Here is a 13,996-nt window from a genome sequence, read left to right as displayed (position 1 = left end):
CAGTTGCCGCCGTTCGATCAGCTCGTCCGGCGGGACGGGCCGGCAGTCAGCACGCGCCCATCCGTCAAATCATTCCTGGCCGCGGACCGCCCGTCGCCCAGTCGAGAAGCTCAACGGTGTGCACGACGGGGACAGAGGTGCCGCTGGCAATCTGCATCATGCAGCCGATATTGCCCGCCGCGATCACATTCGGCTTGACGGTCGCGATGTTGGCGACCTTGCGATCGCGCAGCTTCATCGCGATGTCAGGCTGGAGAATGTTGTAGGTCCCCGCCGAACCGCAACACAAATGACTCTCCGGTATATCTTTCACCACGAATCCGGACTTGGAAAGCAATTCTTTCGGAATGCTCGTGATTTTCTGCCCATGTTGCAGTGAGCAGGCCGAGTGATAGGCGACGACGATGTCGTCGCGCCGAGAGGCGGAGGCCAGTTCGAGACCGGCGAGATACTCGGTGATGTCCTTCGCCATCGCCGACACGGCGGCCGCGGCCGCCGCATATTGCGGGTCTTCGCGCAGCATGTGTCCGTAGTCCTTGATGACGGTGCCGCAGCCCGAGGTCGTCACCAGGATGGCGTCGAGACCGCCGCGTTTCATCTCCGCGGTCCACGCGTCGACATTGGCGCGCGCCCGCGCCAGCGCGTCGGCATCCTGCCCCATGTGGTGAGTCAGCGCACCGCAGCATTGCTCGTCCCTGACCAGCACGACCTCGACGCCGTGCCGTGTCAGGACGCTGATCGCGGCCTGGTTGATGCGCGGCGCCAGCGCCGCTTGCGCACAGCCCTGCAGCAGCGCCACGCGGCCGCGCCGCGCGCCCTGCGCCGCGAACACGCTGCCGCCCGCCGGCCCCGGCGGCGGCAGCGCCGCGGCAGGCGCCAGGTCGAGCATCGCCCTGACGCGCCGCAGCAGGCTTGGCGCAGGTGTTCGCGACGCGGAGGACGCCGGCAGCAGCGCCTTCAACGGCCGGCCGAGCCGCGCCAGGGTCATCGCCAGCCGAAACTCGCGCGGCCGCGGCAGCACATAGGCGAGCACGGCGCGCAGCAGCCGGTCGGTCAGCGGGCGCTGGTAGCGCTGCTCGATTCGCACCCGCGCCTGATCGACGAGGTGCATGTAGTGGACGCCCGACGGGCAGGTCGTCATGCAGGACAGGCAGGACAGGCAGCGGTCGATATGCTTGACCACGTCGGCGGTCGGAGCCTGATCCTTCTCGAGCATCTGCTTGATCAGGTAGATGCGCCCGCGCGGGCTGTCGAGCTCGTCGCCGAGCAGCACATAGGTCGGACAGGTCGCGGTGCAGAAGCCGCAATGCACGCAGGCGCGCAGGATCTTGTCGGCGACCGCGATGTCGGGATCGGCGAGCTGCGCCAAGGTGAACTCGGTCTTCATGGCGCAACGCTCCGACGCATCCTGCCGCGGTTGAGAATGGTCTTGGGATCGAAGGAGACGCGCACCCGCTCCTCCAGCGCGGCGACACCCGGCGGCTGCGGGTGGAACACGTCGACCGCCAGCCGCATCTCGTCCCAGGCGCGCAGCAGGGTGGCGTGGCCGCCGACGGCCTCCACCTGCTTGCGCACCAGCCCCGCGGACGCATCGGGCTGCGGCGGCAGCGCGGCCCAGATCAGCCCCCCGCCCCAGTCATAGATCACCTCGCCGCCGGTCTGGCGCGTCAAGCCCTGCCCGATGGCGCCGCCCGACACCGGCGGGCAGACGATCCGCCACGCCGTCCAGGCCCCGAGCGGACCATCGGCCGCGAACGGCAACACGTCGCGCACGGCGCTCCAGACATCGGCGGAGGCGTCGTCCGCGATGATCTCGGCCGCACCGTAGGCCGCGAGCTGTTTGGCGAGCGACGCCGCCCGATGCGCCGCGGACGCCGTGATGCCCTCCAGCCTGATCACCGTGACCGCCTCGCGCGGCGAGCCGGTCGGGCTCAGCCCGGCGACCTCCGGCCGCAACGTCGAGGCCGGCAGATGCGCGGCTCCGGACACATCGAACGGCGAGCCGAGCGCCGCCGTCATGGCCCGGTTGGCCTTGAGGTCGTCGAGCCCGCGCAGCACCAGGGTGCGCTCGGATTCCGGCCGCGGCATCACCTTCAGGGTCGCCTCGGTCATCACCGCGAGCGTGCCCCAGGAGCCCGCCAGCAGCTTGCAGAGATCGTAGCCGGTGACGTTCTTGACCACCTTGCCGCCGGTCTTGAAGCTCTCGCCGAAGCCGGAGACGGCATGCGCCCCGAGCAGATGGTCGCGCACCCCGCCGGCGCGGATGCGCCGCGGACCGGCCAGCCCCGCCGCGATCATGCCGCCCAGCGTGCCGCGCCCGGTGGTGCCGAGCAGTGGCCCCGTATCCATCGGCTCGAACGCGAATTGCTGGCTCTTCGAATCGATCAGCGACAGGAGGTCGGCGAGCGGCGCCCCGGCCTGCGCGGTGATGATCAGCTCGTTCGGCTCGTAGGCGACGACCGCGCTCAGCGCCGACAGGTCGAGCACGGCATTGGTCGCGGTGACCTGGCCGATCCCACGCTTCGAGCCATGGCCGATCACGTCGAGCGGCTGCTCATTGGCGATGGCCGAGCGGACCACCTCCTCCACGTCGGCTGCGTTGCGTACTTTCAGGGCGTCCACCACTGCTCGCCTTGCTCGTTGATGATGACCGGCGGCCCAGCGCGACGCGCGGCCACCGGCGTTGCAGCCCTTCTAAAGCGTTGCCGGCCGGACACAAGGGCGGCCACGACGGAACGTTCACGCGCGATCTGCATGGCCCCGCCGTCGTGCTCTGCGGCATCGAGACCTCGCTGCCCTGCAGGACCATCGCATATGACGCCGTCAGAGTCCGGCCGAGCTGTTTCAACGTCGTCATGGCCGGGCTTGTCCCGGCCTGCGCGGCCGAAGCCGCTTCGGCGCGGCGAAGGCCCGGCCATCCACGTCGTCGAACCCGGAGAAGGAAAGACGTCGATGCCGGGCCTTCGCCCCGCGAGGCGCCGGGCCGCGCAGGTGGAACAAGCCCGGGCATCGCGTGCTCCCCAGCCCGTAGGGCGGGTAAGCGAAGCGTAACCCGCCGCCTTCCGAGACACATGGCGGATGACGCCTTCGGCTAATGCGCCCTACGCCCTCATGTGCACATCCATCCTTCCTCCGCCATCGAAGGATCAGATGCAGGAACTGCGGTATCGTTGCCCTTGCAGCACTTCAACGAAAGGACCGATCACAATGACCGGATATGCCATCTCAACGAAAACCGTGAACGAGGCCGTCAGCGGCGGCGGCCTGCTGGTGGTGGCGCAATGGGAGGCCAGGGACGGCGAGGCCGACCGCGTCGCCGAGATCCTGTCGCGCTTCCTGCCCGAGGCGCAGCGCGAGCCCGGCGCAAAACTGTTCCTGATCTCCCGCGCCAAGGACAACCCGGCGCAGTTCCTGTTCTACGAGCTGTTCCGCGACGAAGCCGCGTTCAAGGCCCACCAGGAGAGCGATCACTTCAAGACCTACATCGCCGGCCAGGCCCTGCCGCTGCTGGCACGGCGCGAGCGGATGCAGTACGGGCTGATTTAGACGACCGTTTCCTTGGAATTGGCCCTCGGGCTCTTGTCATCCCAATGCTGTGATACCCCGTCCCCGGGCCTCGCCTTTGGCGAGCCCGCGGACGGGCTCCGGCGGAGCTTCCAGGACTCCGCGGCAGGCGGGATCGTGGCGATGCAACCTAAAGGCCGGGCGGATAATCCAACGGCACCTCGCCGCGACTGTGCGTTCCGATCCACAGCTCCTGGTCTGGTGCTGGCTTCTTCAGGCCGCGCGGCTCCAGCAACTCGGAGGGTATATTTTCCAGGCCACAGAATGCACTTATCCGGTGATTGCCGTCGATGATGCTCAAACCATCGGTGAGCCTCATCGCGAGGGGCGGCTTTTCGAACACGCCATTTCTCATCAGATAGTCGGCGCCTCTCTTGAAACGCCTCGCCGTCGCGTCATCGATCGTACCGCTCGCCTTCTCCTCCAGCATCTCGGTAACGATAGCCTTCGTGCCGTTGCAAAGATTTACGAAGACACAGTTCGCCCTTTCGCGCTTCCAGCTAACTTCGCGCCACCATGAGAGCGGCCTGAAGCCGAGGATGGCGGCCCACGCATGAAGGGCGAGCGGCTCCGGTGGAGGCCAACCCGTATCGCCACGGTTGGCGAGGTGAAACAGCCATTGTTCAATGACCTCATCCGGCCAGTGCGGAAGATCGCGCTTGATATCGGCCAGAGACACTTGTGCCCGTTGCCACTTCTTCTTCAGAATCGCGGCGAGTTCCGCGGATTCGAGCAGCGTCAGGTTCGACAATTCATCCACAAGCTTCGAAATGTCAGCCATGGCGCAATCCTGCAATCGAGTAACAATGCGGTTCGCATCTATGCATCCATTATCGCCCAAACGACAACGTCCGGCGCGCTCCGCTCAACAAAGTGCACTCCAGCACTATCACCCTAATTCCCACGGCCATTCTGAGCCAGCTGATTAAGATGATTGAGGCGGCTTCGCTTGATCTGGCTCGATAGTTTGCGAGTCCCAAAGTCTTTTTTGGACCACCGTTTCCAACGCATCCATGAGATCATCACTCTCTTTTGAGAGTTTCGTTCGCGCGTCCCACTGCCGGAAATCGGCGCCATGTCGCAGCTCAAATTCGAACTCGACCAACGCATTATGGATGAGATCGGAGACTGCTTTGAAGCCCGACTTTATCTCGCTTCGGATAAAGATGCCGTTCTTCCGTTGATAAATGAAATAGTCACGATACAAGTCTCGGACTTCCCAAAAACGCACCCAGCGGCTCGCGGATTGATAATATTCAGTTTTGTTCGGTGCCTTTCGCAATTCCTGCTTCTGCCAATCCCGCAGCGCTGACTTGTCAATGAACTCGGCCTGTTGCTCCGGGCTCATGCGATCGACATCGGGATGTTGCTGCAAAGCGGCAACGACCCCTTGTACGTTTCCATGGGCAATCACTAGTTTACCCCATGCCTCGGGCAGCACGTCAAATTCACGCTGGTGGAGCTTGGTTGTTCGATCCATGAGCGCGTTAATTTTGAACCGCAGCTCTTCCAACTCCCGCTGCTGCTTATGCTTGTAGTCCTCCAAACGCTCGTTGAACTTTGCCGCGAGCCAGTTTTCGCTGAAGGTCTTGAAAATCCAATAGCTGAATCCCGCGATAGCCCCGATGACAACGGCGCCACCTCCGGCTAGAGCCAATAGGTCTCTCAGTGTCTGAGTCATGCAGAATCCCCGGACCATTTAAGCGCTAGGGGGTTGAGCCCGTAGGGGCGGGTTAGCGAAGCGTTGCCCGTCACATGGCGGATTACGTCGGCTAATCCGCCCTACGCACCGATTCTTCAAGGCCTTGGTTGAAGCCAAGAAAGTTCCCCTTTTGTTCACGACACCGATGTTTACGACCGGCGCTCGCCGACTTTAGAGCCAGCTCCGTTAGGAACTTGTCGCTCTAAGGCTGCAACCGTAGGATGGCCTCGGGGCAAACATGGCAATTGAAACTCTACGGTTCGACGATTTCGAAGACGATACGATCGTGCTGCACTTCGGCGGCCCCGAAGGAAGCATAGACGCCTATACCCTCGCGGAGGCCCTTATCGGGTTCGCGGATATGGCCCGCGCCATCAGCGCGACCGTCGATCCCGGCACCGACATAGAGATCCTGGTCGAAGCCACGGGACCGGGAAGCTACCGCACTCGCATCCGCCGGATAAAGAAAGACTATGGGGGACTGCTCACCGTTGCGGGCGGCATCTTCTGGGGCATTGTCTCGAATTACATCTACGACAACTATGTGAAAAACGACCCGCCGCCCCAAGTGATCGTGAACGCCGACGGCACGATCGTCAAAACAGGGAAGTACACCATCATCATCACGCCTGCGATACAATCCGGCACCGAGAACGCGAAGAAAAACCCTGCCGTTCAAAGCGGCTTAGCGAAGACGTTTGCAGCGCTCGAAGCCGACGAGAATGTAAAAGACTTCGGCATTACAGGCTCGATCGGCGATCCTGCGCCGAAGTTCAACATCCCGCGCGCTGACTTTCCTAGGATCGCCCATTGGCCCGCGAAGATCGATGAGGAGCCAACTTCACGAACGACGAAGAAGCGTGCTCGCCTCTTTGTATTAAAGGCGTGGCTCAACCACGCAAAGCGGAAATGGTCTTTCGAGTGGAACGGTGAGCCGGTATCGGCCCCCATAGCGGATGCGAGATTTCTCGATCAACTTGACCGGCGTGACGTACTTCTCGGAGCCGGGGACGCATTGGATGTTGAGCTGCACTTCAAACAGAACTACGACAAGACGCTCGGCGTCTGGATCAACGACCCAGCTTCTTTCGTGGTCACAAGGGTAATTCGAGCAGCCTCACGAAACTAGAATTACTGTGCCACTGTCTTCGTAATTCGCGCCGAAAAGCACGGGCTCGCGCAATTTGATCGGCGTTGTCGGCGCACGCCGGATGTGACAACCTTTGATACTAAGATTGGCGAGGGCAACTATGGGCGATCGTTTATTCGTGGGCGCATTGGGGAATCGCAACTCAGGTAAGTCATCAACCTGGAACGACCTCTTCGGCGCAACGGTCCGGCGTGGAAAGTATTCGCGACCTCTTGAACTGAGAGCTGGAGAATGCGTTGATGTTTACCTCGTAAGCGGATCTTTCGAAGAGAGAAACGAATACGCTGGCGACATTCTTGACGATCAAACCGCGAAGATCGTTTTGTGCTCTATGCAGTATACCGAGGAAGTGAGCAAGACCATCGACTACGTTACAAAGTCCGACTTCGATATTTTCATCCAATGGCTCAATCCTGGGTACAGCGATGAAGATCAGTATTTTGATCGGCTTGGCCTGGTAAACTTGTTGCTAGCGAAATCCGCTTCAATCTCTATGCGCAGTGGCAAGTTGGCAACTGAAGGCCGTGTCGCCGAAATACGTGAATTCATTTACGGCTGGGCACGGTTTCGAGATCTTATAGTGCCGTGCGACTAACTTTCGCAACGAGATCGGCTCATCGAATTTGAGCTACCTCCGCAATGACGGTGACGGCACTTAATAGATCGTTATAAAGAAGCTATATGGTACGCATCATGACGCCCCTTGGGAGCTGAGTGCACCGTAATTCGGCTTTGCTCGTTGCGGCTGAGACGCCCTTGGAAAGGATCCTCTCCGAGGCGTCGGGCAAATCACCTTTGCTGTTTTGCGCAAACTCGCCGCACGGAAGCGGGCCGGCGGAAGCAAAAAGGGCTCGCGCGGAAAAGGTCATTTCGCCAACTATTTCAACGCCAACCGCAGAGCCTCCTCCGGACGACCAAATTTTCATCTTTCGCTTTTACAGAAATCATGCAATCCTGCGCCCATCCCGCCTCACCGAGAGGGGCGTACGCGCGGTCGTCACGATATGCGAGGCGGGGATGCGGTGGCCGTGTCGGGTCGCAGCGTGATTCCGGTCATGCCGACGAACGACGTCGATGCGGACGTGAAATCGTGTGGTCCTGGCCTCCCGTTGCTGAGGCCAAGCCCTGCGATGCTCTTCAACGGGCATCCGGGCGACGGGGGCAAGAACGCCGGTCCCCGAGGAGATCACGTATAAGCGTTAAGACCGCCGCGCAGGGAATGCCGGATGTTCGGCTGAACCTGTGGTACCTGCCGCCTGCATTTTTTTTCGCAGGCGGGCCATGGGTGAGGCCTTCACCCGGCATTCCCTGCGCCCTCTCGATTGGTTTTGGAGGGCGGTGTCGATGGCATCACTCGGGCGGAGGACGTCGCGGGGATGCGGACGTGTGTCGGCGGAGTGGAGATGGATGCGATGAGGACGACTCTCTCCCCGTCATTCCGGGGCATCGCGCAGCGATGAACCCGGAATCCATAACCACAGGCGGATGTTGGTCGAGCGGGATGGAGCTGCCCGCGTGCCTCACGTATCGGCCCGTGGCTATGGATTCCGGGCTCGCCCTGCGGGCGCCCCGTAATGACGCGGGGAGAGAGCGGGGTGTCACATGACGGTGCCCTGCCCTGCGGCGCCGGTCTCAGAACCTCGGCAGATCCGGAAACGCCAGCTTGCCGCCATGCACGTGCATGCGCCCAAGCTCGGCGCAGCGGTGCAAGGTTGGAAACACCTTGCCGGGATTGAGCAGGCCCTGGCTGTCGAAGGCGCACTTCACGCGCTGCTGCTGGTTGAGGTCGATCTCGGTAAACATCTCCGGCATCAGGTCGCGCTTCTCGATGCCGACGCCGTGCTCGCCGGTCAGGACGCCGCCGAGCTCGACGCAGCAGCGCAGGATGTCGGCGCCGAACGCCTCGGCGCGCTCCATCTCGCCGGGCTTGTTGGCGTCGTAGAGGATCAGCGGATGCAGGTTGCCGTCGCCGGCATGGAACACGTTGGCGCAGCCGAGCTGGTACTTCTCCGAGAGCTCGCGGATGCGCGCCAGCGCCTTCGGCAGCGCGCCGCGCGGGATGGTGCCGTCCATGCAGAGATAGTCCGGCGAGATGCGCCCGACGGCCGGAAACGCCGCCTTGCGGCCGGCCCAGAACAGATTGCGCTCGGCCTCCGAGGTCGAGATGCGGCAGGTGGTCGAGCCGCAGCCGTTCGCGATCGCCTCGACGCGGCCGATCAGCTCGTCGACCTCGACGCCAGGGCCGTCGAGCTCGATGATCAAGAGCGCCTCGACGTCGAGCGGATAGCCCGCATGGACGAAGGCCTCGGCGGCGTGGATCGCCGGCTTGTCCATCATCTCCATGCCGCCGGGGATGATGCCGGCGCCGATGATGCGGGCGACGCATTCCCCGGCCGCCTCCACTTCGGCGAATCCGACCATCAGGGCGCGGGCCGTCTCCGGCTTCTGCAGGATGCGCACCGTCACCTCGGTGACCACGCCGAGCAGGCCCTCCGAGCCGGTGATCAGGCCCATCAGGTCATAGCCGGCGTTCTCGGTGCACTTGCCGCCGATGCGCAGGACCTCGCCGGTCATCAGCACGAACTCGCAGCCGAGCACGTTGTTGGTGGTCATGCCGTATTTCAGGCAGTGCACGCCGCCGGAATTCTCGGCGACGTTGCCGCCGATGGAGCAGGCGATCTGCGACGACGGGTCCGGCGCATAGTAGAAGCCGGCATGCGCCACCGCCTGGCTGATGGCGAGGTTGGTGACCCCTGGCTCGGTGACGACGACGCGGTTGTCGAAATCGATCTCGCGGATGCGCTTGAACTTGCCGAGCCCGAGCAGCACCCCGTCGGCCAGCGGCAGCGCGCCGCCGGACAGCGAGGTGCCCGAGCCGCGCGGAACCACCTTGATGCCCTGCCCGTGGCAATACTTCAGGACCTGCGAGACCTGCGCGGTGGTCTCCGGCAGCACCACGACCATCGGCGGCTGGCGGTAGGCCATCAACCCGTCGGACTCGTAAGGCAGCATCTCGGCGGCGCTGTCGATGACGCCTTCGCCCGGCACGATCGCACGCAGTGCAGCAACGATCTCGTCGCGGCGCGCCAGCACCGCCCGATCAGCTTCCGGCATCATGATCGCCATCGCGTTCCTCCGGCCCTCGATTTGTGCTGGCATATCAATCACAACGGAAACGGTTTGGATAGGCAGCGGATCCGCATCGAAGTTTGCGGCAGAGCAACAAGCTCCGCCATTATGCTGATTTGCCTCAGTGCTTCCCCGCTTGTGCGTCGCCTGAGGCCATGCCACAACCTGCGCGCAAACTCGTCTCGTAACCCACAGAGCCTGATCCATGAAGAAAATGACTTTGAGCGCGCTCGTCGTCCTCGCCTCGTCGTCGCTGGCATCTGCCGCGCTGGCGCAGGATGCCGCCGCCGGCAAGACGTCCTTCAACAAGTGCCTGCCCTGCCACGCGATCGGCGAGGGCGCGAAGAACAAGGTCGGCCCGGAACTCAACGGCCTCGACGGCCGCAAGTCGGGCAGCGCGCCGGACTACAACTATTCGGAAGCCAACAAGAACTCGGGCATCACCTGGAACGAGGCGGTCTTCAAGGAATACATCAAGGACCCGAAGGCCAAGATCCCCGGCACCAAGATGACCTTCGCCGGCATCAAGAACGAGACCGAGATCAACAACCTCTGGGCCTATGTCTCGTCGTTCGACAAGGACGGCAAGCAGAAGCAGTAAGCGGCCGCCGGCCGACACGTCACCTCGACTGCAAAGCCCCGGCGGACCGCCGGGGCTTTTTCACATCACGGCGCCACAGCGTCGGCCAGGGTCACCGCGGCGACGATCCGGTCGACCTCGCCGGCCACCAGCTCCGGCACCGCGTTCTGGACCATGTGCCCGAGGTCGGGCAGGACGATCAGGCGGCTCTGCGGCACGACCCGCGCGAGCGGGCGGGAATGGATGTCGGTATAGACCGTCCGGTCGGCCTCGCCCGCCACGATCGTGACCGGGACCTTGATCTCGCCATAGCGCGGCGCCTGCTCGATCACCGCCTGCTTCAGGGTGACGAGATCGCGGGCATTGGCCATGAACTCGCGCGGGCGCAGCAGCAGCGGCGTCGCGGTCCGGTCGACGAAATCGTCCGGCATCACCTGCGGCGCGAACACGCCGCGGGCGCCGGGCGCCATCAGCGCCAGGCCGAGCGGCAGCGTGATCGTGTGCGCCAGCAACGGCCCGACCACCGGCGTCGTGACGGCCTCGTTGTAGCGCCCGACCCCGCCCCGCCAGGGATAGGCGACCGGCGCCAGCATCACGAGGCCCGCAATCCGGTCGGGGAAGTCGAGCGCCATGCGCAGGCCGAGCGCGCCGCTCCAGGAATGCACCACCAGGACGACCTGGCCGACGCCGAGCCGCGCCAGCACCTCGTCCAGCATCCGGGCCTGAGCCGCGGGCGTGGAATCCTCAGGGCGCGCGCGCGGGCTCCAGCCGTGGCCGGGACGGTCGACCAGGAGCACCCGGTGGCGCTGCGCCAGGAGATCACCCAGCGGACGGCGCATGGCCTCGAGGTTCGAGCTCGCCCCATGGAGCAGCAGGAGCGGCGGTCCGGACGCGTTGCGCGGCCCGATATCCACAAGATTGATGGTCGCACCGGCCACCGGGATCGCCTGCCCCTGCTGCGGATAGCGCTTTTCGACGATCGCAATACCGGCCCGCGTGGCCAGTGCGAGCCCACCGAGAACGACCGCAATAGTGATTGAAATCATTGATATTTTTCTACGTGTCACGCTGACAGATACGGAGCAGAACGAAGGCGGTTGCGCGGGAAAGCGCGCAATTCCACGTCCCGTCAAGCCAATCCTGTCATCATGGCGTCGTCGGCCATTTTATAACCATGGTCGGGACATTTCCTCGCAATCGGCTGATGGCCGTGAATTACTTGCGGTCAGATCATTGCGTCGTTTGAACACGATGACCGGCCCTGCGTTTTGTTTGGTGTTTTGGGAGGGGGTTACCGATGAGTTTTCGTTCGAGCGAGGCTGCGATCGACGAGATCGTCGCAAGTTGCAATGGCGATCTCCGCGGCGCGCTGAAGGCCCTGCTGCTGGTCAACGAGCATCTCGAGGCCGAGATCGCGCAGCTGTATGCCGCAGCCGCGCAGTACGGCATGCCGGACCGCCGCAGCACCGCATTTCACTGAGTCGGCTGACCGGGCCGGATTGCGCCGATCAGTCCTCGGACGTGATGTCCTTGTTCGGGCACGCGTTGATCGTCGATCGCGCCAGCTTGGCGTCGTCTTTCGACTTGAACGGCCCGGACGCGAACCAGATGTCGCCCATGGTGGGGGTGACGATCGGATTGCTGGTCACGATCTCGCAGCGATTGGTGGCGCGGTTGCCGACCACCCAGAACAGATCCGGATCCTCGGCCCAGGCGGCCGTCGCCGTCATTCCGATGAGCGCTGCCGTCAGCACTGCACGCCTCATTGCGCCACCTCCTCGCCGGATGTCCTCCGATCAACGGCAGGTGGGATGGCGCAGATCGGCCGGCAAGGACGGCCGTCCTGACATGGTTAATCGACCGCCAAGGCTAGATGTCGCGGCCTTCGACCTTCTCGGTCAGCGTCTTGACCAGCTCCGGCACCTTGTCCAGGTGCGGATTGACCTCGAGCGCCTTGCGGAACGCGTCCAGCGCCCGCTTCTCCTCGCCGAGATCCTGCATGATCATGCCGAGACCCGCGAGCGCGCCGAAGTGCCGCGGCTCACGCAGCAGGACCTGCTGGATGTCGGCAAGCGAGCGACCGTAATCGTTCTGGAGGTAATAGATCGTCGCGCGACGGTTCCAGGCCTCGACGTAGTCGGGCCGGAGCTTGATGACCGAATCGAGCAGCTTGAGCGCAACCTCGTTCTGCTTCGCGTCCATCGCTGCCTTGGACCGCGCCATCAGCAGGGCGACGGTGTCACTGGGGGTCTGCAGCCAGATCGCCCAGATCCGCGCCTCGACATGCTTGGCGCTGATCTCGTCGGGCGCCGCCTTCAGGGCGCCGAACAGGAAATCGAGGCCCTTGGTCTTGTCGGCTCCGACCTTGGGCAGCTTGGCGGGCGCCTCGGGCGGCTTCGGCTTGGGCGTCGCGCGCGGCTCGCCCTGCGCTTGCGCAAGGTGCGGTACCGAAATGACGACAACGGCGAGAAGAATCGCCCGCAAGGATCGCTTGGCCATGCCCCAAGTCTAAACGCAGTCGGCGCGTCCTGCAAAGCAGCACGCGCCTCAAAGACCTGTGAGAAGGCCCCTCTTCTCGAGGGGAGATCTACGGGATCAGCCCTGGCGAGCCTTGAAGCGGCGCTGGACCTTGTTGATCACGTAGACGCGGCCCTTGCGGCGGACCAGACGGTTGGCGCGATGGCGGCCACGCAGCGACTTCAGCGAGTTACGGACCTTCATGGGACATCCTGATACGTTGAAAGGCCGTGTTGGACAGGCCGGAAGTGGCAAATACAAAGGGAGTTCCGCAAGCGACCAAGTCGCCCGGATTGGCCGGTTTCTAACCACCAGCCCGCCGGATGTCAATCATGGCGGGCCCCGGCTTCAACAGGACCGGCCGGCGACGGGCCCCTCGATCCAACTTGGCGATTGCCAAATTTGTTATATCCTATAATCAATTTTCCAAAGCCAAGAACCAACCGCCGGGAACGCCCATGCCCAAACTCGCTCTGCCCAAGATCGACGATGTCGTCGCCATCGACATCCACACCCATGCCGAGGAGCCCTGCGGCATGCATGCGGATGACGGCTACGACGATTTCCAGGCCCAGATGGCCGACTACTTCAAGTCGCCGCACAAGCACCCGCCGACGGTGCCGGAGACGGCGGCCTATTACCGCTCCAAGAACATCGCCGCCGTGATCTTCCCGGTCGACGCCGAGCGCGAGACCGGCTTCCGCCGCTACAACAATTACGAGATGCTCGAGGTCGCCTCCGACCATCTCGATGTGCTGATCCCCTTCGTCAGCATCGATCCGCACAAGGGCAAGCTCGGCGTCCGCGAGGCGCGCAAGCTGATCGAGGAGTATGGCGTCCGCGGCTTCAAGTTCCACCCGACCATGCAGGGCTTCTACGCCAACGACCGGCTGGCCTATCCGCTGTATGAGGCGATCAACGACGGCGGCGCGATCGCGCTGTTCCACACCGGCCAGACCGGCGTCGGCTCGGGCATGCCGGGCGGCATGGGGATGCGGCTGAAGTACTCGAACCCGATGTACATGGATGACGTCGCGGCCGACTTCCCCGACCTCAAGATCATTCTCGCCCACCCCTCCTTCCCCTGGCAGGAGGAGGCGCTGTCGGTCGCGACCCACAAGCCGAACGTGTACATCGACCTCTCCGGCTGGTCGCCAAAGTACTTCCCGCCGATCCTGGTGCGCTACATCAACTCGATCCTGCAGGACAAGATGCTGTTCGGCTCCGACTGGCCGGTGATCACGCCCGACCGCTGGCTCGCCGATTTCGCCAAGCTCGACATCCGCGAGGAGATCCGGCCGAAAGTGTTGAAGGCCAACGCGCGCAGGCTGCTCGGGATTTGAGGCCGTCCGAC

Annotated in this window: 15 protein-coding genes; 6 read left to right on the top strand and 9 right to left on the bottom strand. The window is 63.5% G+C overall.

The window, feature by feature from the left end:
• Positions 1-64 precede the first annotated feature (64 nt).
• Both glcF and ACQR1E_RS16090 read right to left on the bottom strand, forming a co-directional pair.
• On the bottom strand, positions 65-1,387 hold the full coding sequence (gene glcF, locus ACQR1E_RS16095) for a glycolate oxidase subunit GlcF (protein ID WP_434897282.1): 1,323 nt from the start codon (positions 1,385-1,387) through the stop codon (positions 65-67).
• On the bottom strand, positions 1,384-2,622 hold the full coding sequence (locus ACQR1E_RS16090; RefSeq protein WP_434897281.1) for an FAD-binding protein: 1,239 nt from the start codon (positions 2,620-2,622) through the stop codon (positions 1,384-1,386). The genes glcF and ACQR1E_RS16090 overlap by 4 nt, the downstream gene beginning before the upstream one ends.
• 585 nt (positions 2,623-3,207) lie before the next feature.
• On the opposite strand from ACQR1E_RS16090, the gene ACQR1E_RS16085 reads away from it, so the two are divergent.
• A complete protein-coding gene (locus tag ACQR1E_RS16085) occupies positions 3,208-3,546 on the top strand; it encodes a putative quinol monooxygenase (protein ID WP_434863448.1) in 339 nt (112 codons plus the stop codon).
• 148 nt (positions 3,547-3,694) lie between these two features.
• Here the strand turns inward: ACQR1E_RS16085 and ACQR1E_RS16080 are convergent, their stop codons facing one another.
• Both ACQR1E_RS16080 and ACQR1E_RS16075 read right to left on the bottom strand, forming a co-directional pair.
• Positions 3,695-4,345 carry a hypothetical protein gene (locus ACQR1E_RS16080; protein ID WP_434897280.1) on the bottom strand — a complete coding sequence of 217 codons (651 nt, stop codon included), beginning with the start codon at positions 4,343-4,345 and terminating at the stop codon, positions 3,695-3,697.
• Between the two features lie 144 nt (positions 4,346-4,489).
• Complete coding sequence (locus tag ACQR1E_RS16075) at positions 4,490-5,245, bottom strand: hypothetical protein (protein ID WP_434897279.1); 756 nt, start codon at positions 5,243-5,245, stop codon at positions 4,490-4,492.
• 259 nt (positions 5,246-5,504) lie between these two features.
• Between ACQR1E_RS16075 and ACQR1E_RS16070 the strand changes: the two genes are divergently transcribed.
• Positions 5,505-6,395, top strand: coding sequence for a hypothetical protein (locus ACQR1E_RS16070; RefSeq protein ID WP_434897278.1), 891 nt, complete (start codon positions 5,505-5,507; stop codon positions 6,393-6,395).
• 121 nt (positions 6,396-6,516) lie between these two features.
• Positions 6,517-7,011 (top strand): GTPase, encoded by a 495-nt coding sequence (locus tag ACQR1E_RS16065; RefSeq protein WP_434897277.1) that lies wholly within the window; start codon positions 6,517-6,519, stop codon positions 7,009-7,011.
• Between the two features lie 1,037 nt (positions 7,012-8,048).
• Here ACQR1E_RS16065 and ACQR1E_RS16060 read toward each other — a convergent pair.
• Positions 8,049-9,542 carry an FAD-linked oxidase C-terminal domain-containing protein gene (locus ACQR1E_RS16060; protein WP_434897276.1) on the bottom strand — a complete coding sequence of 498 codons (1,494 nt, stop codon included), beginning with the start codon at positions 9,540-9,542 and terminating at the stop codon, positions 8,049-8,051.
• A 208-nt stretch (positions 9,543-9,750) separates the two neighbouring features.
• On the opposite strand from ACQR1E_RS16060, the gene cycA reads away from it, so the two are divergent.
• Positions 9,751-10,146 carry a cytochrome c-550 CycA gene (gene cycA, locus ACQR1E_RS16055; RefSeq protein ID WP_315716648.1) on the top strand — a complete coding sequence of 132 codons (396 nt, stop codon included), beginning with the start codon at positions 9,751-9,753 and terminating at the stop codon, positions 10,144-10,146.
• A gap of 65 nt (positions 10,147-10,211) precedes the next feature.
• On the opposite strand, the gene ACQR1E_RS16050 is transcribed toward cycA, so the two are convergent.
• Complete coding sequence (locus ACQR1E_RS16050) at positions 10,212-11,171, bottom strand: alpha/beta fold hydrolase (protein WP_434897275.1); 960 nt, start codon at positions 11,169-11,171, stop codon at positions 10,212-10,214.
• 251 nt (positions 11,172-11,422) lie between these two features.
• Between ACQR1E_RS16050 and ACQR1E_RS16045 the strand changes: the two genes are divergently transcribed.
• A complete protein-coding gene (locus ACQR1E_RS16045; protein ID WP_315716646.1) occupies positions 11,423-11,605 on the top strand; it encodes a hypothetical protein in 183 nt (60 codons plus the stop codon).
• Positions 11,606-11,633: 28 nt separating this feature from the next.
• Here ACQR1E_RS16045 and ACQR1E_RS16040 read toward each other — a convergent pair whose 3' ends face one another.
• From ACQR1E_RS16040 to ykgO, 3 genes are all read right to left on the bottom strand, one after another.
• Positions 11,634-11,891: a hypothetical protein gene (locus ACQR1E_RS16040; protein ID WP_315716645.1), complete on the bottom strand. Its 258-nt coding sequence runs from the start codon at positions 11,889-11,891 to the stop codon at positions 11,634-11,636.
• 103 nt (positions 11,892-11,994) lie between these two features.
• A complete protein-coding gene (locus ACQR1E_RS16035; protein ID WP_316187081.1) occupies positions 11,995-12,624 on the bottom strand; it encodes a tetratricopeptide repeat protein in 630 nt (209 codons plus the stop codon).
• A 96-nt stretch (positions 12,625-12,720) separates the two neighbouring features.
• Positions 12,721-12,846 (bottom strand): type B 50S ribosomal protein L36, encoded by a 126-nt coding sequence (ykgO, locus tag ACQR1E_RS16030; RefSeq protein ID WP_006611362.1) that lies wholly within the window; start codon positions 12,844-12,846, stop codon positions 12,721-12,723.
• A gap of 254 nt (positions 12,847-13,100) precedes the next feature.
• Between ykgO and ACQR1E_RS16025 the strand changes: the two genes are divergently transcribed.
• Positions 13,101-13,985 carry an amidohydrolase family protein gene (locus tag ACQR1E_RS16025; protein ID WP_315716643.1) on the top strand — a complete coding sequence of 295 codons (885 nt, stop codon included), beginning with the start codon at positions 13,101-13,103 and terminating at the stop codon, positions 13,983-13,985.
• Positions 13,986-13,996: the final 11 nt, after the last annotated feature.

Source organism: Bradyrhizobium sp. HKCCYLRH1030, from assembly GCF_051168395.1.
Classification (GTDB): domain Bacteria; phylum Pseudomonadota; class Alphaproteobacteria; order Rhizobiales; family Xanthobacteraceae; genus Bradyrhizobium.
This window is presented reverse-complemented; position numbering and strand designations above follow the sequence as displayed.

Coding starts and splice junctions, on each gene's coding strand:
- glcF (WP_434897282.1), bottom strand. CDS start 1,387: ATGAAGACCGAGTTCACCTTGGCGCAGCTCGCCGATCCCGACATCGCG.
- ACQR1E_RS16085 (WP_434863448.1), top strand. CDS start 3,208: ATGACCGGATATGCCATCTCAACGAAAACCGTGAACGAGGCCGTCAGC.
- ACQR1E_RS16080 (WP_434897280.1), bottom strand. CDS start 4,345: ATGGCTGACATTTCGAAGCTTGTGGATGAATTGTCGAACCTGACGCTG.
- ACQR1E_RS16075 (WP_434897279.1), bottom strand. CDS start 5,245: ATGACTCAGACACTGAGAGACCTATTGGCTCTAGCCGGAGGTGGCGCC.
- ACQR1E_RS16070 (WP_434897278.1), top strand. CDS start 5,505: ATGGCAATTGAAACTCTACGGTTCGACGATTTCGAAGACGATACGATC.
- ACQR1E_RS16065 (WP_434897277.1), top strand. CDS start 6,517: ATGGGCGATCGTTTATTCGTGGGCGCATTGGGGAATCGCAACTCAGGT.
- ACQR1E_RS16060 (WP_434897276.1), bottom strand. CDS start 9,542: ATGGCGATCATGATGCCGGAAGCTGATCGGGCGGTGCTGGCGCGCCGC.
- cycA (WP_315716648.1), top strand. CDS start 9,751: ATGAAGAAAATGACTTTGAGCGCGCTCGTCGTCCTCGCCTCGTCGTCG.
- ACQR1E_RS16050 (WP_434897275.1), bottom strand. CDS start 11,171: ATGATTTCAATCACTATTGCGGTCGTTCTCGGTGGGCTCGCACTGGCC.
- ACQR1E_RS16045 (WP_315716646.1), top strand. CDS start 11,423: ATGAGTTTTCGTTCGAGCGAGGCTGCGATCGACGAGATCGTCGCAAGT.
- ACQR1E_RS16040 (WP_315716645.1), bottom strand. CDS start 11,891: ATGAGGCGTGCAGTGCTGACGGCAGCGCTCATCGGAATGACGGCGACG.
- ACQR1E_RS16035 (WP_316187081.1), bottom strand. CDS start 12,624: ATGGCCAAGCGATCCTTGCGGGCGATTCTTCTCGCCGTTGTCGTCATT.
- ykgO (WP_006611362.1), bottom strand. CDS start 12,846: ATGAAGGTCCGTAACTCGCTGAAGTCGCTGCGTGGCCGCCATCGCGCC.
- ACQR1E_RS16025 (WP_315716643.1), top strand. CDS start 13,101: ATGCCCAAACTCGCTCTGCCCAAGATCGACGATGTCGTCGCCATCGAC.